This window comes from Ruegeria sp. D1(2025), assembly GCF_056536425.1.
The window spans coordinates 213340-233727 of the sequence record NZ_JBQFPO010000001.1 but is presented as its reverse complement, the minus strand read 5'-3'; the positions used below and the strand labels follow the sequence as shown (position 1 = coordinate 233727).

The window sequence follows — 20388 nt, the reverse complement described above, 5'->3', positions numbered from 1 at the left end:
GAGAATTTCTGCATGCGATTGATTTCATTCGCAAACGCGCTTTTGGTAATTGTTGCATTATACTTTTTGGTGTTCGAAAGGGACGCCCTGTTCGCCTTTGCTGGAAAAGATGACGTAACGGAAGCACAAGCCGCTGAAGGTGGTGAGGGCGCGGAAGCTGCCCAAAATCCGGGTGCAATCAAGGTCGTCGCCTTGCGGTCTTCGGCGCGCGAGATCGACAGCGCAGTGTTGTTGCGTGGCCAGACCAAGGCTAACCGTCAGGTCGAAGTGCTGGCCGAAACGATATCGACCGTAGTGTCAGAACCCAAGCGCAAGGGCACTTTTGTCGAGGCCGGAGATCTTTTGTGCGAACTCGACCCCGGCACCCGCCCGGCCAGCCTGGCCGAAGCGATGGCGGGCAAGCTTGAGGCCGAAAGCCGTATCCCCGAAGCCGAGGCCCGGCTTGCCGAAGCACATGCGCGCGTGGCCGAGGCCGAGATCAACCTGAAAGCGGCGCGTAAGCTGTCTGAAACGGGTTTTGGGTCGGAAACACGCCGGATTTCCAGCGAAGCGGCCATGAGCACCGCTGAAGCAGGTGTGAAATCGGCCGAAGCGGGTCTGGAGGCCACTCGCGCCGGTATCGAAGCTGCCGCGGCCGAGGTGAAAGCGGCCCAGCGCGAGATTGACCGCCTTACCATCGAAGCGCCGTTCCGTGGCCTGCTGGAAAGCGACACGGCGGAATTGGGCAGCCTGATGCAGCCAGGATCGCTTTGTGCAACCGTCATTCAGCTGGATCCGATCAAGCTGGTGGGTTTTGTTCCCGAGACCGAAGTGAACCGGATCATTGTAGGGTCCGAGGCTTCGGCCAAACTGGTGACCGGTCTTGAGGTTACGGGCCGTGTGACATTCCTCAGCCGTTCCGCCGATGAAACCACCCGGACCTTCGAGGTTGAGATCACCGTTCCGAACTCGGAACTGGCCATCCGCGACGGCCAGACCGCTGACATTCGCATCGCAGCCGAAGGCGCCAAGGCGCACCTGCTGCCGCAATCCGCATTGACGCTGAACAATGAAGGCCAATTGGGGGTTCGCACAATTGCAGCGGGTAATGTAGTCGACTTCATGCCTGTTCATCTGCTGCGTGACACCGCAAGCGGTGTCTGGATCGACGGATTGCCTGAAACTGTGGATATCATTGTCGTCGGGCAGGAATTCGTGACCAAAGGCGTCAGTGTCGCGCCGACCTACCGGGAATTGTCGCAATGACGGGTATTGTCAGTTGGGCCGCCGACAGGGCCCGAATGGTCCTGGCCTTCATCGCGATCTCTTTGATGGTCGGCGGGTTTGCCTATGTCAGCCTGCCGAAAGAAGGCGAGCCGGACATCGAAATCCCGGCTCTGTTCGTATCGGTTTCGTTCCCCGGCATTTCGGCCGAGGATTCCGAGAACCTGCTCATCAAGCCCATGGAAACCGAACTGGCGGATCTGGACGGTCTGAAGGAAATGACCGCCACCGCCGCAGAAGGCTATGCCGGGATTGCACTTGAGTTCGACTTCGGCTGGGACAAGACCGCGATCACTGCCGATGTCCGCGACGCGATGAACAGCGCGCAGGCAGATTTCCCCGACGGTGCCGAGCAGTATTCGCTGAACGAGATCAACTTCTCCGAATTTCCAATCGTAATCGTCAACCTGACCGGCGCGGTTCCCGAACGCACAATGGCCCGTGTTGCCAAAGACCTGCAGGACGATCTTGAAGCGCTAGATTCCGTTTTGGAAGCCGGGATTGCCGGCAATCGGGACGAACTACTTGAAGTGGTGATCGACCCGTTGCGGCTTGAGGCCTATAACGTCACCGCCGCTGAACTGATCAACGTTGTGCAGAACAACAACCAGCTGATCGCTGCTGGTGAAGTCGAGACGGCGCAAGGCACCTTCTCGGTCAAAATCCCTTCGTCCTTCAAGACGGCGCAGGATGTTTACGGGCTGCCGGTCAAGGTCAATGGCGACCGCGTTGTCACGTTGGGCGAACTGGCGCAGATCAATTACACCTTTGAAGACCGCGAAGGCACTGCCCGGTTCGATGGCGAGTCCACCGTTGCCTTGCAGGTGGTCAAGCGCAAAGGCTTTAACGTCATCGACACGGTCAACGAGGTCAAAAAGGTCGTTGCCGAGGCTCAGAAGATCTGGCCACCGGAACTGGCGGCAGCAGTCGACGTCGGCACGTCGAATGACCAGAGCCGTATCGTCGGCTCGATGGTAAGCCAGCTTGAAGGTTCCGTCCTGACAGCCGTTGCGCTGGTGATGATCGTTGTGCTGGCGTCGCTGGGTACACGTGCCGCGCTGTTGGTGGGTTTTGCGATTCCGACCTCGTTCCTGCTGTGCTTCGCCTTCCTGGCCATGATGGGCGTCAGCATTTCGAACATGGTGATGTTCGGCCTGATCCTTGCGGTCGGGATGCTGGTCGACGGGGCCATCGTGGTGGTCGAATACGCTGACAAGCGCATCAAGGAAGGCGTCGGCCCGATGCACGCCTATGTCGAGGCGGCACAGCGGATGTTTTGGCCCATCGTGTCATCGACGGCGACCACGCTTTGTGCGTTTCTGCCCATGCTGTTCTGGCCCGGCGTTCCGGGCGAGTTCATGAAGATGCTGCCGATCACGTTGATCTTCGTTCTGTCATCCTCGCTGATTGTGGCGCTGATCTATCTGCCTGTGATGGGCGGTGTTTCGGGCCGGTTGAGCCGGACTTTTGACCGCACGTCGAACTGGCTGCGTGCGCAAACCCGCTGGTGGGTACGCGCCGTATTGGTGCCGCCATCGCTCTACCTGATTTTCCTGGGTGCGATGCAGGTGCTGAACCCGACCTACCTGCTTCCAATCGGCGGCACCGCAGGCAGTTTGTTCGGCGCGTTCCTGTTTCTGACGGGTGCCTTTGCAGGGTCGGTCACGCTGAGCGCGGCAAAGATCGAACGCCGCGAAGACGACCACGTGCACACGGCCAAAGAACACACGGTCTTTGGCTATATGGTAAAATTCCTCGTTGGCAATCCGATCATGCCGATCGTCTCGATCGCGGTGATCGGCTTTGCCGTTGTATCTGTGATGACGGCCTTTTCGAACAACAACCGCGGCGTCGAGTTTTTTGTCGAGACTGAGCCCGAACAGGCCACCGCCTATGTCCGCGCCCGTGGCAACCTGTCTCTGGCGGAAAAAGACGCAATTGTTCTGGCCGCTGAACAGACCATCAGCGCGCACCCGGCTGTTATCAACGTCTTCGCCTTTGCCGGTGAAGGTGGGCTGAACCAGAACACCGGTGGCGCGCAGGCCCCCGGCGACACCGTTGGCCGTGTGCAGTTCGAAATCATCCCGTGGGAAGACCGCCCGAATGTGTCAGAGCCGATCCTCGGCGGGCTGTTTGACCGTCATTTCATCGATCCCAATTACGACGGCGATAGGGTGCTTGAGGAACTGACCGCAAGTCTGGCCGAACTGCCCGGCATCATCGTCGAGCTTCAGCCGCTGGATCAGGGTCCGGCCTCGGCCAAACCGGTGCATCTGCGCATCAAGGGCAACAATTGGGAGGAGTTGACCTCAGCAACCCTGTCCGCGCGCGAGGCGTTCGACACCACCCCCGGTCTGGTCAGGATCGAAGACACCCTGCCCCTGCCCGGCATTGACTGGCAGATCGACGTAGACGTGGCCAAGGCGGGCCGCTTCGGGGCCGATGTGGCGACTGTGGGAGCGATGGTGCAACTGGTGACACGCGGTATCCTGCTGGGTGAGATGCGCCCGGACAGTACCGATGAAGAGGTCGAGATTCGTGTGCGCTTGCCCGAAGAAGACCGCGTTCTTTCCACGCTGGATTCGCTGAAGGTCCGCACTTCGGACGGTCTGGTGCCACTATCGAATTTCGTAACCCGCAAGCCGGTTGAAAAACTGGCCGAGATCAACCGCATCAATCAGGAGCGGTATTACGACATCAAAGCGGACGTAGAACCGGGGCTGAGCAAAGTCGTTATCACCGACGCGGACGGCACAGAACAAAGGCTGGCCGTTGTCCGGGCGGTTGCGGAAGGCGCGGAGCCTAAGGCCGCGACCCTGACCAGCCCCGATGGTGAGGCGTATGAGATTGTCGAGCTGACCAGCAGCCAGAGCGCCGAGGATATCCGGTCTGCGATCGAGGATGGCGGCGCGCAGTTCTCGCTGATCAACCCCAATGAACGGATTGCCGTCCTGACGGAGTGGTTGGACACTGGACCTTTCTCGAAAGCAGTCAGCTGGGAATGGACCGGCGACCAGGAGGAACAGGAAGAATCCGGCGCCTTCCTTGTAAATGCGTTCATGGGTGCGCTGGGATTGATGTTCGTGATCCTGCTGGCGCAGTTCAACTCGTTCTACAACTCGGTGCTGGTGCTGCTGGCGGTTGTTCTATCGACAACTGGGGTGCTGATCGGAATGATGATCATGCAACAGCCGTTCTCGATCATCATGACCGGGACGGGCATCGTGGCGCTGGCCGGGATCGTGGTGAACAACAACATCGTTCTGATCGACACTTATCAGGAATACAGCCGCTACATGCCCCGGATCGAGGCCATCGTCCGCACCGCCGAGGCGCGCATTCGTCCGGTTCTGCTGACCACTTTGACCACGATGGCGGGTCTGACACCGATGATGTTCGGTCTGTCGCTGGACTTCATCAACGGCGGCTATTCCATCGACAGCCCCACCGCCCTGTGGTGGAAACAGCTTGCCACTGCGGTCGTTTTTGGTCTGGGTATCGCGACCGTACTGACGCTGATCGTGACACCATCGCTGTTGGCGTTGCGAGTCTGGGTGGCGACCTACACAATCTGGCTGGGCAAGGCACTGGCCCGCGCCTCGGCAGGCCGCGCCAGCCGGCTGGCACAGGATATGGCCATTGGACGGGCGGCGAGAAAAGCGCAGGCGACCGAGGTTATCTGGGAGGACGAAGAGGTCACAGACGCTCTGTCCGTGGCGAAGTCGGACCAGGCGTCGGATCAACCACCTAATCCGCCCCTGAAAGCAGCTGAATAAAGATCATGGGCCGGCCAACACCGGCCCTTTTCATTTCTGCAATCGCGTCCAGGTCTGATGGCCGCAGAGGTGATGTTCACATCCTTTGACCTTGAGCGTGTCGCCCTGCAACGTCATCTGAGGCACCGCCTCGACATCCAGCAGTGGCACCCAAAACTCTCCGCCGCCATATGTGCCCGAACCTTCGCTGGACACATCCCAGAACAGTTTCTTCCCGATATTGGGCGTCTGCACCTCTTTTCCGGATTTGTCATAGGCCGACAAAATCTGACCGCAAAACTTGTCGCCGCACGCCGTGATCTTGATCAGCGAGATCAGGTCCTTTCGATCTGGCTCGGTCTTCCAGACGCCTTCGATCGGATCAGCTGCGGCCAGTGTGGGAAGGTTGATAGCTACGGCAAGTATGCCCGCAATTGTGCCTTTTCGAACAAATCGACGCATCGGAAATCTCCTGTATCAACAGGCTTGTTTTATCACAAAACCAGCCTGCAGGACACAACGCGCGTCAGGCAGCCTGCGTGTCCGATTGCTGCCGGTTCCATAGCTGCGCATAGCGCCCGGCTCGAGAGAGCAACTCGTCATGCGTGCCCTGTTCCAGGATCTCGCCCCGTTCCAGCACAACGATGCGATCGGCCTCGGCAATTGTGCTCAGTCGGTGGGCGATGGTCAACACAGTGCGCCCCTCTCCCGCCCGCGCCAGTGCGTCCTTGATGTCCTGTTCGGTGTCGGTATCCAGCGCCGAGGTCGCCTCATCCAACAACAAAATCGGCGGATTCTTCAGCAAGGTGCGCGCGATACCCACGCGCTGCTTCTCACCGCCTGAAAGTTTCAGCCCCCGCTCGCCAACCTTTGTGTCATAGCCGTCAGGCAGGCTGGCGATGAAGTCGTGTATCTGAGCAGCTTTCGCGGCCTCTTCCACGTCGGACTGGCTGGCTCCTTCGCGGCCATAAGCAATATTGTAGCGGATCGTGTCATTGAACAGCACGGTGTCTTGCGGCACGACACCGATGGCCGCGTGCAGACTGGTCTGACTGACATCGCGGACATCCTGTCCGTCGATTTTCAGCGCGCCACCGGTGACATCGTAGAACCGGAACAAAAGCCGCCCGATGGTCGACTTGCCCGACCCAGTCGCCCCGACGATGGCAACGGTCTGCCCTGCCGGTACGGTCAGGGATACTCCCTTGAGGATTTCCCGGTCGGCCTCATACCCGAACCGCACATCTTCCAACGTCACCTCGCCGCCATTCACCTTCAAATTGGGTGCACAAGGCTTGTCGGTTACCTCGGCGGGCTGTTCGAGCAGATCGAACATCTGCCCCATATCCACCAGAGACTGCCGGATTTCGCGATAGACCGTGCCCAGGAAATTCAGCGGCACGGTGATCTGGATCATGTAGGCGTTCACCATCACGAAATCGCCCACCGTCAGGCCTCCGTTCTGCACGCCGATGGCCGCAAGAACCATGACACCGATCAGCCCGCACGTGATCAGGAAGGACTGTCCAAAATTCAGAAAGGCCAGCGAATAAGCGGTCTTGAGCGCGGCCTTTGCATAAGCCTTCATCGAAACGTCGTACCGTTCGGCTTCGCGCATCTCCGCGTTGAAATACTTGACGGTTTCGAAGTTCAGCAGGCTATCGATCGCGCGCTGATTGGCTTCGGTGTCCTGATCATTCATCTCGCGGCGCAGCTTGACCCGCCATTCCGTCACCGCGAACGTGAACCATATGTAAAGTGTGATGGTGACGGCGACGACAACCAGGTACCACACGTCGAACAGCCACATCAGGATGATCGCAACCAGCAGCAGTTCCAGGATCAGCGGCCCAATCGAGAACAGAAGGAACCGCAGCAGGAACTCTACCCCTTTGACGCCCCGCTCGATAATCCGGCTCAGACCGCCTGTTCGGCGTGTCACGTGATAGCGCATGGACAATTGGTGGATGTGCTGGAAGGTTTCCAGCGCAAGCGCACGCAAAGCACGCTGTCCAACCGGCGCAAAAGCCGCATCGCGCAATTGCTGGAAGCCAACGGTCATCATCCGCGCGACGCCATAGGCCACTGTCAGCCCGACAGCACCAAGCGCTATGGGCGGCACACCTTCGCCCGCCAACGCATCGACCGCGCCCTTGTACAGAATCGGCGTATATACCGCGATCAGCTTGGCCACGACCAGCATCGTCAGCGCCAGAACAACGCGGCGCTTAACCCATGGCTCATCATCGGGCCACAGGTAAGGCGAAACCTTTCGGATCGTGCGCCAGCCAGAGCGCCGTTCGTCAGGTTCTGACCCGTTATCAGATTGCATTGGGGCTGTCCGTCGCTTCACGTGTCTGTCCTGAGATCAGAAATAGGCCCCCGCCCCCAAAAGGGCCAGAGCCGGGTGTTCATTCGGGGATGGTAAAGATTTGACCCGGATAAATCAGGTCCGGATCGCGGATCGAGTCGCGGTTGGCCTCGAAAAGTTTGACGTAGAGAATACCGTCACCAAAACGTTCCCGCGAAATCGCCCAGAGTGTGTCGCCTTTCTGAACCGTGACTGACCGGATTGCGGCGGTTTGGCTCTCGGCATCCGCTTCATCCAACTGATCAGCGGCCTGCAGCGTCTCGATTGGTTCTCGCTTGAATGGGGTTTCCAGCCGACTGACGACAGTTCCGTCGGGGGCCACTTCATCCACCCGCAATGTATAGATACCTGGGTCGATACCCTCGATCTCGCCCCGCCATTTTCCGTCTTCCGCAGACGGAAGATCGCCGACAAGGCGGTTGTCCAGATAAAGACGCACAGCCGATCCGCCCTGCGTACGCCCCGTCAGCTCGATTTCGCCGGTTTCCGAATAGCCGATTGTATCCAAAGCAATCTGATCCGGCTGCTGAGTTTGCGTCGCAGGAGGCTGCACCAGTTCGACACCTACTTCACCAGACCGCAATACGGCGACCTGCTGATCCTGAGAAGCCTCGGCTGCCGGTTCAGATACGGTGGATTCAGTTTCTGCCTGTTCAGTTTCTGCGGTGTCGGTTTCGGCGGTTTCAGTAACTGCCGTTTCGGACTCGGGCTGGGGCTGATCCTCAGAAGATGCCTCTGCCGTCTGCTCCTCTTGAGAAATCACAGGCTGTTGGTCTGTTCCCGTGTCTTCCGCTGCTGCGGTCTCGGTCGGTTCGGGTTCCGTGACTTCCACTTCGGATGCACCGGGCTCAACCGTTTGCGCTCCGGCATCCTCTGGCGGTTCGGCTGAAGCCACCTCGGTCTGTTGCGGCTCGGGCGCGGGCAGCGCCGCTATCAGGTAATCATCCGAACGCGACGCCGTGGCTCCGTCGGATGTCTCCAGCACCAAGCCCCTTGCGATATCGGAAAACGGGATTACGACAAACTCGGCAAATTGCCCGCTGGCATCGACCGTGAAGCTGTGCACAGGCTCTCCATCCAGCAAGACGCGGACTTCGGAACCCGGTTCGGCGGTGCCGGACAACAGGGCGTTCCCGTCCGTTTCGATAAAAACCTGATCCAGAGCAGGCGCGATGACCGGCGTGGGCGCAGGTTCAACTGCCTGCCCGGTCTCAGCCTTTTCCTCGCCCGCCGGTTCCGGTTGGCCCTCGCCTTGCCCGGCCTGATCTACAGACTGCTCAGGCTCCGCCGTTTCCTCAGGCTGCGCAGGCTTTTCAGCGGCTTCTCCTGCTTCGGTGGTGACATCTTCCTGTGGCGCTTCGGCAGCGAGTTCAGTCTGCTGAGGCACCGGAGTGTCCTGTTCATCGCCAAAAATGCCGGACAGATACAAACCTCCCGCTCCGATCAGAGCTGCAATTCCAGCGATCAATCCCCAGAGGAAGTTTCCAGAGCTTCCGCTTCCCGACTTGGCGTCCATTCTTTTCCTTTCACTCCGCAGCGCAAATGCTTTGACTTTCACACATTCTGCCTGACGGTTGAGGCAACCTATCAATCCCGCTATCAGGGGTCAAAACCTCAGACACAAGCCCGGAGAACCCATCTGATGTCTCAGAAATCAGTCTGTGTGTATTGCGGGTCACGCAATGGCACAAATCCCGCCTATGCCGCAGCCGCCGCAGCGTTTGGCACATTGCTGGCAAATGAGGGCTGGCGTCTGGTTTATGGTGCCGGAGATGTCGGGCTGATGGGCGAAGTCGCGCGCGCCGCGCAGTCTGCCGGAGGGGAAACGTTCGGTGTCATCCCGGTGCATCTGGTCCGGCGCGAGGTCGGCAAGACCGACCTAACCCATATCGTGATTACCGAGACCATGCACGAGCGCAAGAAGGTCATGATCATGAATGCAGACGCGGTTGTCGTTCTGCCGGGTGGCCCCGGGTCGCTGGACGAACTGTTCGAAGCCCTGACATGGCGGCAGCTAGGCCTGCACGACAAACCCATCCTGATCCTGAATGTTGATGGATACTGGGACAAGCTGCGCGAACTGGTCGCGCAGGTCATCGATCAGGAATTTGCCGATCCATCGCTAGGCGAGTTTCTGACCTGGGTGGACTCCCCAACAGGGGCCATTGAGGCCCTGCGTTCGCTTCTGACGTAACTCAGGATGTCCGGAACCCCGGGGACCTTTTGGCCTCCCGGGGAAAAAGTAATCAGGCAACCGCAGGCTTTGCCAATCGCTGACGCAAGACCTGTTCGACCTTGTGCAGCGGGTGGTTGGTCAGGGTCTTGTCGACCTCGGCGACCACTTTGGCCAGCACCTCGCTGTGAAGCCGCCGGCGCAACAGGCCCAGAACATGAGGGCTGGCGACAAGAACAAGCCGCTTAAACGCACCTTTCAGTCCCTTTCGATTCAGCAAATCCGCCACATCCTGAACGAACAAGGATTTGGCGTGGGCTTTCCAGTTCGTCTCTTCCATGGCCGACTTCTGGTTCGGCCCGGCATCGAACCGGCGTCCTGCACGGTCCTTGGGTTTGTTGTCCGCCGTGTCCTGCTCTTCAACCGAGACGACGACAAGATTGGGATCTTCGGCGTCTGTGATGTTTTCCATCACCAGCGCCTTTTCCCCGTCTGCGATGATAACCCATGTTCCCTGTTCAATTGCGACCATAGTGATCTCCTGTATCGGCCGTTGAGGTCGCCCCCCGCCCTTTGGGCACAAGTCTTTTAAAGCGTGCCAACACTGGATTGGCGCGCTTACTGTCGCTTGTCTATTTGATTTGCAGCTCTCTCCTGCCGCCTACTTTACGTAGGGTCTGCGGGGCGCGATACAATCCCGGCGAAGGCAAAAGTCGACGTATCGGCAGGTTTTCACCAGCGCTTAGAAAAGGATCAAGCCGACATTTCGATCACTGTAATCTCAGGTGTTACCCCCAGCCGCACGGGCAGGATTGAACAGCCAATACCACCTGACACCACCAGATCCCGCCCATCTTCCTGCACGTGCCCATAGGCGTACCGATTGCCATAGCGGGATGGCACCACGGGCGACCAGCCAAACAGGCGCACCTGTCCGCCATGAGTATGCCCGGACAGGGTAAGCGCAACTTCCTTTGGTACTTTTGGAAAAATGTCCGGTTCGTGCGCCATCATCACGACCGGCGCATCGTCCGTTACCTGACTCAAGGTGCCCGGCAGATCATCCAGCCCCTGATACCCGCCGCCCTTGCGCCGGATAGCCCACTGATCCTCAAGCCCAGCCAGCCAGAATCCCAACGCCTCAAGCTTGATCGCGGTGTTCGACAGAACCGTGATGCCTTTGCGTCCCAGCGCCTCGGCGTAGATATTCGGCCCACCACCCCGCTGCTGAGCCTGCCGGTCATCCCACCAGTCGTGGTTGCCCAACACCGAAAAGACCCCGTGCGGCGCATCAAGATCAGAAAGAACGTCGGCCAGATCGTCTGGCCTGACCGGCTGCATGAAGGTTTTCAGGTCTGCCGAGTAATCCCCAAGCAGCAATATAAGATCCGGCGCCAGTGCGTTGGTGCGCCGCACGATCTGGCGAATGCGGTCAAGCCCGATCATCGGCTCTCCGACATGCAGATCAGCCAGAACCGCAATACGAACCGGGGGCGCAGTCCAGTCGGTTCGTTTCAGGCGCCATTTACGTACGCGCAGCCGCAGGGCCGGCTCGATGAAAAAGCCATAAGCCGCAGTAAAAAGGCCTGCCAGCGTAACCGCCAGCAGACCCCGTATGAACCCTCGTCGGGTCAATGATTACATCCGCGATGCAACGTTTTCCCAGTTCACCAGATTGTCGAGGAAGTTCGAAAGGTAAGCCGGACGCTTGTTGCGGAAATCGATGTAGTACGAGTGCTCCCACACATCGCAACCCAGCAGAGCGGTTTGGTTAAAGCACAGCGGGTTCACACCGTTTTCGGTCTTGGTGACAGCCAGCGAGCCGTCCGCATTCTTGACCAGCCACGCCCAGCCCGAGCCGAACTGACCTGCTCCAGCGGCGCTAAACTGCGACTTGAATTCATCGACCGAACCAAAGCTTTCGGTCAGCGCCTTCTCCAGCTCTCCGGGCATTGCGTTGCCACCGGGGCCCATCATTTCCCAGAACTGGTTGTGGTTCCACAGCTGGCTGATGTTGTTGAAGATGCCATTCTGGGCGACAGCGTTTGCGTCATAGGTGCCAACGATGATCTCTTCCAGCGACTTGCCGTCCCACTCGGTGCCGGCGATCAGCTTGTTGCCGTTGTCGACATAGGCCTTGTGGTGCAGGTCGTGGTGATATTCCAGTGTTTCCGCGGACATACCCTTGGCTGCCAGCGCGTCATGTGCATAAGGAAGATCAGGAAGTTCAAAAGCCATGTCGGCCCCCTGTTAAAATGTAAGTTGCGGTTCCCAAGGTTAAATGCTTTGGCAGCCGCCGCAGGTCAAGGGCCGAGACAAGAAAACCCGGAGGCAGACGATGCTGACACAGGCGCGCAAGATGTTCTACCGCGCCCGCGGATACTATGCGGGCAACCTGAACGGCGAGCCGTTTCGCCTTGACCCCTATCATTCGAAATTCTGGCGCAAGGCGTCTGCGGGTGACTGGGAACCCGAGACCTTCGCCGTCCTTGATGAGTACCTGACGCCGGGCAGCGTTTACCTTGACATCGGTGCGTGGATTGGCCCCACCGTCCTTTATGGCGCACGCAAGGCGCGGCATGTCTGGTGTTTCGAGCCGGACCCGACGGCCTACCGACATCTGGCGTGGAATCTGGACCTGAACGACATCCACAACGTGTCGGCCTTTGGTGTGGCGCTGTCAGACCAGTTCGGTGTGGCCCGCATGGCATCCCTGCGCGGAGAGCCCGGCGATTCCACCAGTTCATTGCTTCATGACGGCGCACATGGCAGCGATGCGCTGACCATTGCCTGGGATCAGTTCGAGGCGGTGAATGATCTGTCTGGCGTGTCACTGGTCAAAATGGATATCGAAGGGGCCGAGTTCTTCGTACTGCCAACCCTGTTGTCATGGTTGGAAAAGGTACGGCCTGCACTGTATCTCTCTCTCCACTCCCCCCTGTTGGCCGACGAAGATCGCCTGACCCGCACATCCGAGCTGCTGGAAAGCCTTTCCTTTTACTCCAATGTTTGTGACGAAAGCGGGCAACCGGCAGACGTTCAGACAATGCTCAAACCCGAAGAATTGACACGCTATCGCGCGATTGTTCTGCACGGGTAGAATGCGACAATCCACCGTCTCATTTTACGTGCGGTTCTGCTTGTTTTTCCCCGAGCTAAACCTGTTTCCTTCCGCCAGTAACTCATTGATGAATAAGATAAGAAATGAAACGACTATTTGGAATTGTCATTGCGGCATTTGCTGCTCAGACGGCAGCGGCTGAAGATTTGACATATCATTGCAAGGTCAAGGGTCGGGAAGGCTGGATCGCACCGGAATACTACTTTCGCATTGATCCAGAAGCCAACAAAGCGAAGGTCGTCAGTAACTACCACGACTGGATGGACGCAAACCTGAATACCCGCAGAAACGACATTTACCAGATGAGCTGGAAGGTCACATTGCCGAGTTCGGACGGTCAGGCGGTGCGCATGCGGTATCAGGCAAACCTCGATCAAGCCAAAAACAAGATCAAAGTCCGCGGTAGCTTTGGCAACGTAAGTGCATCAAACAAACCATACGGGACCGGAAACTGCGCGTTGGTCAAATAAAAAAGCCCCGGATGACCCGGGGCTTTCGATTCAACTGCACTTAGGCAGAGGTCAGTAAACCCCAACTTCACTGCCCGGCTGCGCCGCGACTTTCAGCAGTTTGAACACATAATCTGCGGCGGACCGGAAACAAACCACCCGGAAGGTTTCGGTGTCATCCATCCAGAACGCACCTGCCACCTGTGCCAGACGCGAGCGCCGGATCTGGCCGGGCTGGAATGCCTCTTCCGAGAACTCGACCGGAGCCAGCTTGCCCAGTACCTCGCGTGCGCTGCCGCCCGAGATGCGGAACACTGCGCGGGCATCCGAGACGTTGACGGCCAGGGCGTGTGTGCCGCTCAGGGCATCGGTCATCGCGGCCAGCTTGGCTTCGACCTCGGCGTAGGGCACCAGCACCAGCAACTCGTCGGTAGACATCCAGCAAACGCCGGTATCGCCGTTCACCAAAGCCTCGCGCTGGCCAGGGACCTTTTGGCCCGTGGCGTCTTTGACCGCTTTGGCCAGCACCTTGTCGGACAGATCGCCGCGCAGAGTGATCATACCCTGCAGACCGCATTCCTCGACCTTGGCAATGCCGTCAAAGCTTGCGTGATTCAGTGCGCTGATGGGTTCAGACATTCTGCTTCTCCCCGTCCTTGTCGTAGAAGATCGGATCCACGATCTTGGCTTTGTAGACTTTGTCATCCGTTCCCGGGAACTCGACAATCTCACCCATCCGGTCAGGCCCGTGCTTGATAAGACCCATGGCGATGCCCTTGTCCAGGTTGGCCGAGTAATAGGTCGAGGTCACGCGTCCTATCATATTGCGCTGACCGTTGGCGTTGACGCCCTCACCCACTGCGTAGGCACCATCCGGCAGGACCGATCCATCCACAGTCTCAAGCCCGACCAGTTTCCAACGTTCAGGATCGGCCATGTGGCTGCGCGAATGGGCGCGTTTGCCCAGATAGTCCTCTTTCTTTTTCGACAGCGCCCAGTGCAGCCCCAGATCTTGCGGGATCACGGTGCCGTCGGTCTCGTCGCCGATCATGATAAAACCTTTCTCGGCCCGCAGGATGTGCAGACATTCGGTGCCGTAAGGCATCACGCCGAACTCTTTACCTGCCTCCATCAGCGCGTCCCAGAACGCCTGCCCCTGAGAGGCCGGAACCGCGATTTCATAGGACAGCTCACCCGAGAACGAAATGCGGTAGGCGCGGCAGTTGAAGTCACCGATCTTGCCATCACGCCATTCCATGAACGGCAGCGCGTCGCGGCTGACGTCCATGCCGCCCAGCTTCTCAAGCACCTTGCGGGCGTTGGGGCCGACCACGGCGACCTGCGCGTATTGCTCGGTCACGTTGGCCACGTAGACTTTCCAGTCCCACCATTCGGTCTGCAGCCACTCTTCCATGTGCCCATGGATACGCTCGGCCCCGCCGGTGGTGGTGTGGCACAGCCATGTGTCCTCGTCGATGCGGGCAACAACGCCGTCGTCGATCAGGAAACCGTTTTCCGAGCACATCAGGCCATAGCGGCATTTGCCGACCTTCAGCGTGGACATCATGTTGGTGTACATCATATCGAGGAACTTGCCGGCATCCGGGCCTTTGACAATCAGTTTGCCCAGCGTCGATGCATCAAGCAGGCCAAGGTTTTCGCGGGTGTTCTTGACCTCACGGTTCACGGCGTCATGCACGGATTCACCGGGACGGACATAGGCGTAGGTCCGGCGCCAGTGGCCGACCGGCTCCCAGTCGGCGCCGTTCTTGTCGTGCCAGTTGTGCATCGGTGTTTGGCGGATCGGCTGGAATACTTCACCACGCGCTTCGCCGCCGATCGCACCCATCGAAATGGGGGTATAGGGCGGGCGGAAGGTTGTGGTGCCGACCTTCGGAATTTCGGATTCCAGCGCATCAGCCAAGATTGCCAAACCGTTGATATTGCTCAGTTTACCCTGATCCGTCGCCATGCCCAGCGTGGTGTAACGCTTGGTGTGTTCAACGCTTTCGTACCCTTCACGCGCAGCCAGCTGGACGTCGGAAACTTTGACGTCATTCTGGAAGTCGAGCCAGGATTTCATACGCAGCTGGATTTCGGCATTGGCAGGCATCAGCCAGACAGCTTCCATCGCCGCTTCGCCGGTAGCTTCCCCAGCAGGGGCCTTGGTGTTCTTCGGTTTGAACCCGGCCGCCTTGGCCGCCGCTTTGCCAGCGGCATGGGCATCGGACAGCACCTCGCCCAGCGCCAGCGGACCGTTCGAAGAACCCGCGGCAAGAACGAAACCTTCACCGTTTGCACCCAGAGGCGGGCGCGCCGGATCGGGACGGAAATGGGCTTGCGCCTCATCCCAGATCAGCTTGCCCCCACAATGCGACCACATGTGAACCACCGGAGACCAGCCCCCCGACATGGCGACCGCATCGCACTCAACTTCTTCGCGAGCGCCCCCGATGCCTTCCTGATTGCAGATCGCAACTTTCTTGACACGTTTGCCGCCTTTGACTTTGGCGATGGCCTTGCCCGGATCGACGCGGATTCCAAGCTGACGCGCCTCTTCGGCCAACGGCCCGGCAGATGTACGTGCATCGACAACGCGCAGGACGTCGACACCCGCCTGTTTCATCAGGATCGCCGTGCGATAAGCGTCGTCGTTGTTGGTGGCGACGATGACACGTTCCCCGGGGGTCACGCCCCAGTTGATCACATAGTCGCGCATGGCCGAAGCCAGCATCACACCCGGCACATCATTTCCGGCAAAGGACAGCGGACGCTCGATCGCGCCTGTTGCTGTCACGATCTGTTTGGCCCGGATCCGCCACAAGCGATGACGTGGGCCTTGCGTGCCCGGTTTGTGATCGTTCAGACGCTCGTAACCCAGTACGTACCCATGGTCATAAACCCCTGCGCCCATGCAACGGGACCGCATGGTAACGTTGCTCATTGTTTCGAGTTCGGAAACCAATTGTTCCACGAACTTATCCACAGGCTCACCATTGACGGTTCCGCCATCAACCGGAGCGCGACCGCCCCAATGTGCAGTCTGCTCGATCAGCAGAACCTTGGCACCGGATTGCGCCGCTGCTTTGGCGGCCTGAAGACCAGCCACGCCGCCGCCGATCACCAGAACATCGGTGAAAGCGTAGAAGTGTTCATAGGTGTCCGCGTCCTTGGTTTCCTTGTCCGGCGCTTTGCCCAGACCGGCGGACTGGCGGATGAAGGGTTCGTAGACGTGCTTCCAGAACGGCTTGGGATGGATGAACATCTTGTAGTAGAAGCCGGCCGGCAGGAACCGTGACAGGTGAGTGTTGACGGCACCGATGTCGAAGTCCAGGTTCGGCCAGTGGTTTTGCGAGATCGCCGTCAGGCCGTTGAACAGTTCGGTCGTGGTGGCACGCTGGTTCGGCTCGAAGCGGCCGCCCTGCCCGAGACCGACCAGAGCGTTCGGTTCCTCGGCCCCGCTGGCGACAACGCCACGCGGACGGTGATACTTGAACGACCGGCCCATCATCATCTGATCATTGGCCAGAAGGGCCGAGGCAAGCGTATCGCCCTCGTAGCCCTGCATCGAGGTGCCGTTGAAAGTAAAGGTGACCTGTTTCGACCGGTTAATCAGTCGGCCAAGTTTTGCGAGACGGGTGCTCATTTTGCGGACCTTTCGCAGGTGGAGGTGTCGGAGCCTCCGGCGGGAGTATTTTTGAAAAGGTGAAGCATCAGGAGAACTCTCTCCACGTCCAGCCGGGCCGTTTTGCGGTGATGGCGTCCTTGATGTCTTGCGGCGGTTCGGAGGTCTGAGCGGTGTAAGTGCCAAAGACCTCGAGCGTTTGCGTACAACGCGCGGCGTGGAACCACTTGCCACAGCCATTGGCGTGCCGCCAGCGTTCGAAATGCACGCCTTTGGGGTTTTCACGCATGAACAGGTAGTCGTGGAATTCGTCATCCGACGAGCCGGGGCCAAAGCGCTTCAGATGCGCCTCACCACCAGCGGCCAGTTCGGTTTCTTCGGCGTCAACGCCGCAATAGGGGCAATTCAGGATCAGCATTTTGTCATCCTTTCAGCAGCAAGCCGTCGTTTGACGTCCGCGCAACTCGTAGTCAGGGGCAGAGACGATTTTTCGGCGAAAAATCTCCATCAATGCGCCACCCCAGCGGCGACGCTTTCGTCGATGAAGCGGCCCTCTTTGAAGCGATCCAGCGAGAAGGCTTCGGTCAGTGGCGAATGACCGGTGGCCATCAGTTGCGCCATGCCCCAGCCCGAACCCGGGATCGCCTTGAAGCCGCCCGTGCCCCAGCCGCCGTTGATAAAGCAGCCCTGCAGCGGTGTTTTCGACAGGATCGGCGAGCGATCACCGGTCATATCCACGATCCCGCCCCATTGGCGCAGCATCTTGAGACGCGAGATCATCGGGAAGGTCTCGACCAGCGCGCGCACCGTTTCCTCGATATGGTGGAACGATCCACGCTGGGTGAAGTTGTTGAACCCGTCGGTTCCGCCGCCGATCACCATCTCGCCCTTGTCGGACTGAGACATGTAGCCGTGCACGGTGTTGGCCATTACGACAACGTCCATGCAGGGTTTGATCGGCTCTGATACCAGCGCCTGCAGCGCAATGGCTTCCAGCGGCAGGCGGAAGCCTGCCATCTCGGCCAGTTGCCCCGAGTGCCCGGCAACAACGATGCCCAGCTTGTCACAGTCAATGGCGCCCTTGGTGGTATCGACACCAACCACGCGGCCATTGTCCGAACGGACGCCGGTGACTTCGCACTGCTGAATGATGTCCATGCCCATCGCGGAACAGGCGCGCGCATAGCCCCACGCCACCGCGTCATGGCGTGCGGTACCGCCGCGTTCCTGCCAAAGCGCGCCCAGAACCGGATAGCGCGGGCCGCCCAGATTGATGATCGGCACCAATTCCTTGACACGTTCAGGCGTAATCCACTCGGTCTTGACGCCCTGCAAGGCGTTGGCGTGTGCTGTGCGCTGATAGCCGCGGATTTCGTGCTGCGTCTGCGCCAGCATCATCACGCCGCGCGGGCTGAACATGATGTTATAGTTAAGGTCCTGGCTCAAATCCTCATAGAGGCTGCGCGCCTTTTCGTAGATCGCCGCCGACGGGTCCTGCAGATAGTTCGAGCGGATGATCGTCGTGTTCCGGCCGGTGTTGCCACCGCCCAGCCAGCCTTTTTCAATTACGGCCACGTTCTGGATGCCATAGTTCTTACCCAGATAGTATGCAGTGGCCAGACCATGCCCCCCTGCGCCAACGATTATTACGTCGTAGCGTTTCTTGGGTTCGGGTGACCGCCAGGCGCGTTCCCATCCTGTGTGGTAACGAAGCGCTTCGCGCGCAACGGCAAAGGCTGAATAGTGTTTCATAAGCGAATCCATCCGGTTCGGTGATTGGGCGCAGATATGACCTGTGGCGACAGTTTACCCCTGCCGCACAACGCCGCAATATCGCACTATTGCGACATGTACGCCATTCGCGGCCATTTGTCCCTTTTGTCGGGCGGCCAGCGGGTCTAAGTCAGGGCAAGCGTTTCGGAGATACTATGACGTTCTGGGTCCTGATCTTACTGACTGCACTGCTGATTGCCGTGTTTTTGGGATATTCCATGCTGCGCAACAGGAAAAACCGCGAACCTGCCGCGGCCTACGACCTGCGCGTCTACCGTGAACAGTTGGCGGGCGTGGACCGGGACCTGGCCCGGGGTGTAATCCCAGCAGCGGATGCCGACAGGGTACGCACCGAGATCTCTCGTCGCATTCTCGCTGCGGATGCGCAAATGCAGCAGTCTGCAGCGGGCAACGGCCCGTCGCGTGCCGTTACGGTCGGATCACTTGTTGTCGTGGCGCTTGTGCTGGTGGGTGGTGCAATGGGGCTTTATCGTCAACTCGGTGCCAACGGGTTGCCGGATCAACCACTGGAAATGCGACTGGAAATAGCCAAGAGCCTGCGCGCCGATCGTCCGGATCAGGCCGAATTTGAAGCGTCGACACCACACGCGCCGGCGCCTCAGCTGGAAGAAAGCTATGTCGAACTGCTGGGCCAGTTGCGCGAAACCGTTGCTAGCCGGCCCGACGACTTGCAGGGTCATATTCTGCTGGCCCAACATGAGGCCAACGCAGGCAATTTTCAGACTGCTTACAAGGCGCAGCAACGCGTGATCGAACTGTCGGGTGATGCAGCGCCAGCGGATGCTTATTCCCACCTGGCCGAGATGATGATTCTGGCGGCGGGCGGATATGTTTCGCCCGAGGCTGAGGACGCGCTGAAACAGGCGCTGGATCGCGACCCGCATCATGGACCTGCTCGGTACTATTGGGGGCAGATGCTTGTGCAGACCGGACGACCCGACCTGGCCTACCGGCTTTGGGCCGATGCACTGGCCCAAGCGCCTGCCGGCGCACCCTGGGCAGATGCGATCCGCGCCCAAATTGACGAACTGGCCTTCAGGGCGGGCGTTTTCAATGCTCCGGAAATCCCGGCACCTTCCACCGCGCCAGGCCCTGATCAGGCCGCTGTCGACGCAGCAGCGGAACTGACGCCGGAAGAACGTCAGGACATGATCCGCGGAATGGTCAACCAGTTGTCGGACCGGCTGGCAACCGAAGGCGGATCGCCCGAAGAATGGGCCCGCCTGATTGCAGCACTGGGCGTTCTTGGCGAAGCGGAACGGGCAAGCGGAATATACGACGAAGCGCAATCTGTTTTCGCCGGCAATGCCGATGCGCTGGACATGCTGGCCACGGCCGCCCGAAGGGCAGGTCTGGAACCATGAACCACGATCAGTTCGAAGATTTCGCCGCCGCGCTGGCCCCGATGACGGCGCTCATGGGGTTGGACCTTGGCGAGAAGACGATCGGCGTGGCGGTTTCGGACCGGATGCGCGGCGTGGCCAGCCCGCTCGAAACGGTCGGGCGCAAGAAATTCACGCTCGATTCCGCGCGGCTTCTGGAAATTGTTGCTGACCGCGAAATCGGAGGAATACTTCTGGGCCTGCCCAAAAACATGGACGGAACTGAAGGCCCCCGATGCCAGTCAACCCGCGCTTTTGCCCGGAATCTGTCGCGCCTGACGGACCTTCCCATCGGTTTTTGGGACGAGAGATTAAGCACAGTTGCGGCAGAAAAGGCACTGCTTGAGGCGGATACGACACGAAAACGTCGCGGACAGGTTATTGATCACGTCGCTGCTGGTTATATTTTGCAAGGAGCGCTCGACAGGTTGCGCTTTCTTTAAAAAGGCGGGTTG

Annotated in this window: 17 protein-coding genes; 7 read left to right on the top strand and 10 right to left on the bottom strand. The window is 59.2% G+C overall.

Going from position 1 to position 20388, the window contains the following annotated elements; genetic code table 11:
• Nucleotides 1-12: 12 nt before the first annotated feature.
• Both ACR1XU_RS01245 and ACR1XU_RS01240 read left to right on the top strand, forming a co-directional pair.
• Nucleotides 13-1245 carry an efflux RND transporter periplasmic adaptor subunit gene (locus ACR1XU_RS01245; RefSeq protein ID WP_480908957.1) on the top strand — a complete coding sequence of 411 codons (1233 nt, stop codon included), beginning with the start codon at nt 13-15 and terminating at the stop codon, nt 1243-1245.
• Entirely contained in the window at nt 1242-5039 is a 3798-nt protein-coding gene (locus ACR1XU_RS01240) for an efflux RND transporter permease subunit (RefSeq protein WP_480915578.1), read from the top strand. Before ACR1XU_RS01245 ends, ACR1XU_RS01240 begins: the two co-directional genes overlap by 4 nt.
• 30 nt (nt 5040-5069) lie before the next feature.
• Here ACR1XU_RS01240 and ACR1XU_RS01235 read toward each other — a convergent pair whose 3' ends face one another.
• The 3 genes from ACR1XU_RS01235 to ACR1XU_RS01225 form a co-directional block, all read right to left on the bottom strand.
• Nucleotides 5070-5480 carry a DUF2147 domain-containing protein gene (locus ACR1XU_RS01235; protein ID WP_480906763.1) on the bottom strand — a complete coding sequence of 137 codons (411 nt, stop codon included), beginning with the start codon at nt 5478-5480 and terminating at the stop codon, nt 5070-5072.
• A gap of 64 nt (nt 5481-5544) precedes the next feature.
• Entirely contained in the window at nt 5545-7350 is a 1806-nt protein-coding gene (locus ACR1XU_RS01230) for an ABCB family ABC transporter ATP-binding protein/permease (protein WP_480811781.1), read from the bottom strand.
• 79 nt (nt 7351-7429) lie between these two features.
• Nucleotides 7430-8905 (bottom strand): LysM peptidoglycan-binding domain-containing protein, encoded by a 1476-nt coding sequence (locus ACR1XU_RS01225; protein WP_480906766.1) that lies wholly within the window; start codon nt 8903-8905, stop codon nt 7430-7432.
• Nucleotides 8906-9031: 126 nt separating this feature from the next.
• Here ACR1XU_RS01225 and ACR1XU_RS01220 point away from each other — a divergent pair, with 126 nt between their 5' ends.
• Nucleotides 9032-9583 carry an LOG family protein gene (locus ACR1XU_RS01220; RefSeq protein ID WP_480906770.1) on the top strand — a complete coding sequence of 184 codons (552 nt, stop codon included), beginning with the start codon at nt 9032-9034 and terminating at the stop codon, nt 9581-9583.
• A 52-nt stretch (nt 9584-9635) separates the two neighbouring features.
• On the opposite strand, the gene ACR1XU_RS01215 is transcribed toward ACR1XU_RS01220, so the two are convergent.
• From ACR1XU_RS01215 to ACR1XU_RS01205, 3 genes are all read right to left on the bottom strand, one after another.
• The gene (locus tag ACR1XU_RS01215) at nt 9636-10094 is read right to left on the bottom strand and encodes a host attachment family protein (protein WP_480906773.1); all 459 of its coding nucleotides are present in this window, start codon (nt 10092-10094) and stop codon (nt 9636-9638) included.
• A 221-nt stretch (nt 10095-10315) separates the two neighbouring features.
• Nucleotides 10316-11197, bottom strand: coding sequence for a metallophosphoesterase (locus tag ACR1XU_RS01210; protein ID WP_170805443.1), 882 nt, complete (start codon nt 11195-11197; stop codon nt 10316-10318).
• 3 nt (nt 11198-11200) lie between these two features.
• Nucleotides 11201-11800: a superoxide dismutase gene (locus ACR1XU_RS01205; RefSeq protein WP_170325347.1), complete on the bottom strand. Its 600-nt coding sequence runs from the start codon at nt 11798-11800 to the stop codon at nt 11201-11203.
• A gap of 100 nt (nt 11801-11900) precedes the next feature.
• On the opposite strand from ACR1XU_RS01205, the gene ACR1XU_RS01200 reads away from it, so the two are divergent.
• Nucleotides 11901-12662: an FkbM family methyltransferase gene (locus ACR1XU_RS01200; protein ID WP_480906776.1), complete on the top strand. Its 762-nt coding sequence runs from the start codon at nt 11901-11903 to the stop codon at nt 12660-12662.
• A 104-nt stretch (nt 12663-12766) separates the two neighbouring features.
• Entirely contained in the window at nt 12767-13153 is a 387-nt protein-coding gene (locus ACR1XU_RS01195) for a hypothetical protein (protein WP_480906779.1), read from the top strand.
• A gap of 51 nt (nt 13154-13204) precedes the next feature.
• Here ACR1XU_RS01195 and ACR1XU_RS01190 read toward each other — a convergent pair whose 3' ends face one another.
• The 4 genes from ACR1XU_RS01190 to ACR1XU_RS01175 all read right to left on the bottom strand — a co-directional run bounded on the left by ACR1XU_RS01190 (nt 13205) and on the right by ACR1XU_RS01175 (nt 18509).
• Entirely contained in the window at nt 13205-13771 is a 567-nt protein-coding gene (locus tag ACR1XU_RS01190) for a sarcosine oxidase subunit gamma (RefSeq protein WP_480906781.1), read from the bottom strand.
• Nucleotides 13764-16778, bottom strand: coding sequence for a sarcosine oxidase subunit alpha family protein (locus ACR1XU_RS01185; protein WP_480906784.1), 3015 nt, complete (start codon nt 16776-16778; stop codon nt 13764-13766). Before ACR1XU_RS01185 ends, ACR1XU_RS01190 begins: the two co-directional genes overlap by 8 nt.
• A 67-nt stretch (nt 16779-16845) precedes the next feature.
• Entirely contained in the window at nt 16846-17175 is a 330-nt protein-coding gene (locus ACR1XU_RS01180; RefSeq protein WP_170610145.1) for a sarcosine oxidase subunit delta, read from the bottom strand.
• 89 nt (nt 17176-17264) lie between these two features.
• A complete protein-coding gene (locus tag ACR1XU_RS01175) occupies nt 17265-18509 on the bottom strand; it encodes a sarcosine oxidase subunit beta family protein (protein ID WP_480906787.1) in 1245 nt (414 codons plus the stop codon).
• Between the two features lie 176 nt (nt 18510-18685).
• On the opposite strand from ACR1XU_RS01175, the gene ccmI reads away from it, so the two are divergent.
• Nucleotides 18686-19915: a c-type cytochrome biogenesis protein CcmI gene (gene ccmI, locus ACR1XU_RS01170; protein ID WP_480906790.1), complete on the top strand. Its 1230-nt coding sequence runs from the start codon at nt 18686-18688 to the stop codon at nt 19913-19915.
• Complete coding sequence (gene ruvX, locus ACR1XU_RS01165) at nt 19912-20376, top strand: Holliday junction resolvase RuvX (protein WP_480906793.1); 465 nt, start codon at nt 19912-19914, stop codon at nt 20374-20376. Before ccmI ends, ruvX begins: the two co-directional genes overlap by 4 nt.
• Nucleotides 20377-20388 lie beyond the last annotated feature (12 nt).

Coding starts and splice junctions, on each gene's coding strand:
- ACR1XU_RS01245 (WP_480908957.1), top strand. CDS start 13: ATGCGATTGATTTCATTCGCAAACGCGCTTTTGGTAATTGTTGCATTA.
- ACR1XU_RS01240 (WP_480915578.1), top strand. CDS start 1,242: ATGACGGGTATTGTCAGTTGGGCCGCCGACAGGGCCCGAATGGTCCTG.
- ACR1XU_RS01235 (WP_480906763.1), bottom strand. CDS start 5,480: ATGCGTCGATTTGTTCGAAAAGGCACAATTGCGGGCATACTTGCCGTA.
- ACR1XU_RS01230 (WP_480811781.1), bottom strand. CDS start 7,350: ATGCAATCTGATAACGGGTCAGAACCTGACGAACGGCGCTCTGGCTGG.
- ACR1XU_RS01225 (WP_480906766.1), bottom strand. CDS start 8,905: ATGGACGCCAAGTCGGGAAGCGGAAGCTCTGGAAACTTCCTCTGGGGA.
- ACR1XU_RS01220 (WP_480906770.1), top strand. CDS start 9,032: ATGTCTCAGAAATCAGTCTGTGTGTATTGCGGGTCACGCAATGGCACA.
- ACR1XU_RS01215 (WP_480906773.1), bottom strand. CDS start 10,094: ATGGTCGCAATTGAACAGGGAACATGGGTTATCATCGCAGACGGGGAA.
- ACR1XU_RS01205 (WP_170325347.1), bottom strand. CDS start 11,800: ATGGCTTTTGAACTTCCTGATCTTCCTTATGCACATGACGCGCTGGCA.
- ACR1XU_RS01200 (WP_480906776.1), top strand. CDS start 11,901: ATGCTGACACAGGCGCGCAAGATGTTCTACCGCGCCCGCGGATACTAT.
- ACR1XU_RS01195 (WP_480906779.1), top strand. CDS start 12,767: ATGAAACGACTATTTGGAATTGTCATTGCGGCATTTGCTGCTCAGACG.
- ACR1XU_RS01190 (WP_480906781.1), bottom strand. CDS start 13,771: ATGTCTGAACCCATCAGCGCACTGAATCACGCAAGCTTTGACGGCATT.
- ACR1XU_RS01185 (WP_480906784.1), bottom strand. CDS start 16,778: ATGAGCACCCGTCTCGCAAAACTTGGCCGACTGATTAACCGGTCGAAA.
- ACR1XU_RS01180 (WP_170610145.1), bottom strand. CDS start 17,175: ATGCTGATCCTGAATTGCCCCTATTGCGGCGTTGACGCCGAAGAAACC.
- ACR1XU_RS01175 (WP_480906787.1), bottom strand. CDS start 18,509: ATGAAACACTATTCAGCCTTTGCCGTTGCGCGCGAAGCGCTTCGTTAC.
- ccmI (WP_480906790.1), top strand. CDS start 18,686: ATGACGTTCTGGGTCCTGATCTTACTGACTGCACTGCTGATTGCCGTG.
- ruvX (WP_480906793.1), top strand. CDS start 19,912: ATGAACCACGATCAGTTCGAAGATTTCGCCGCCGCGCTGGCCCCGATG.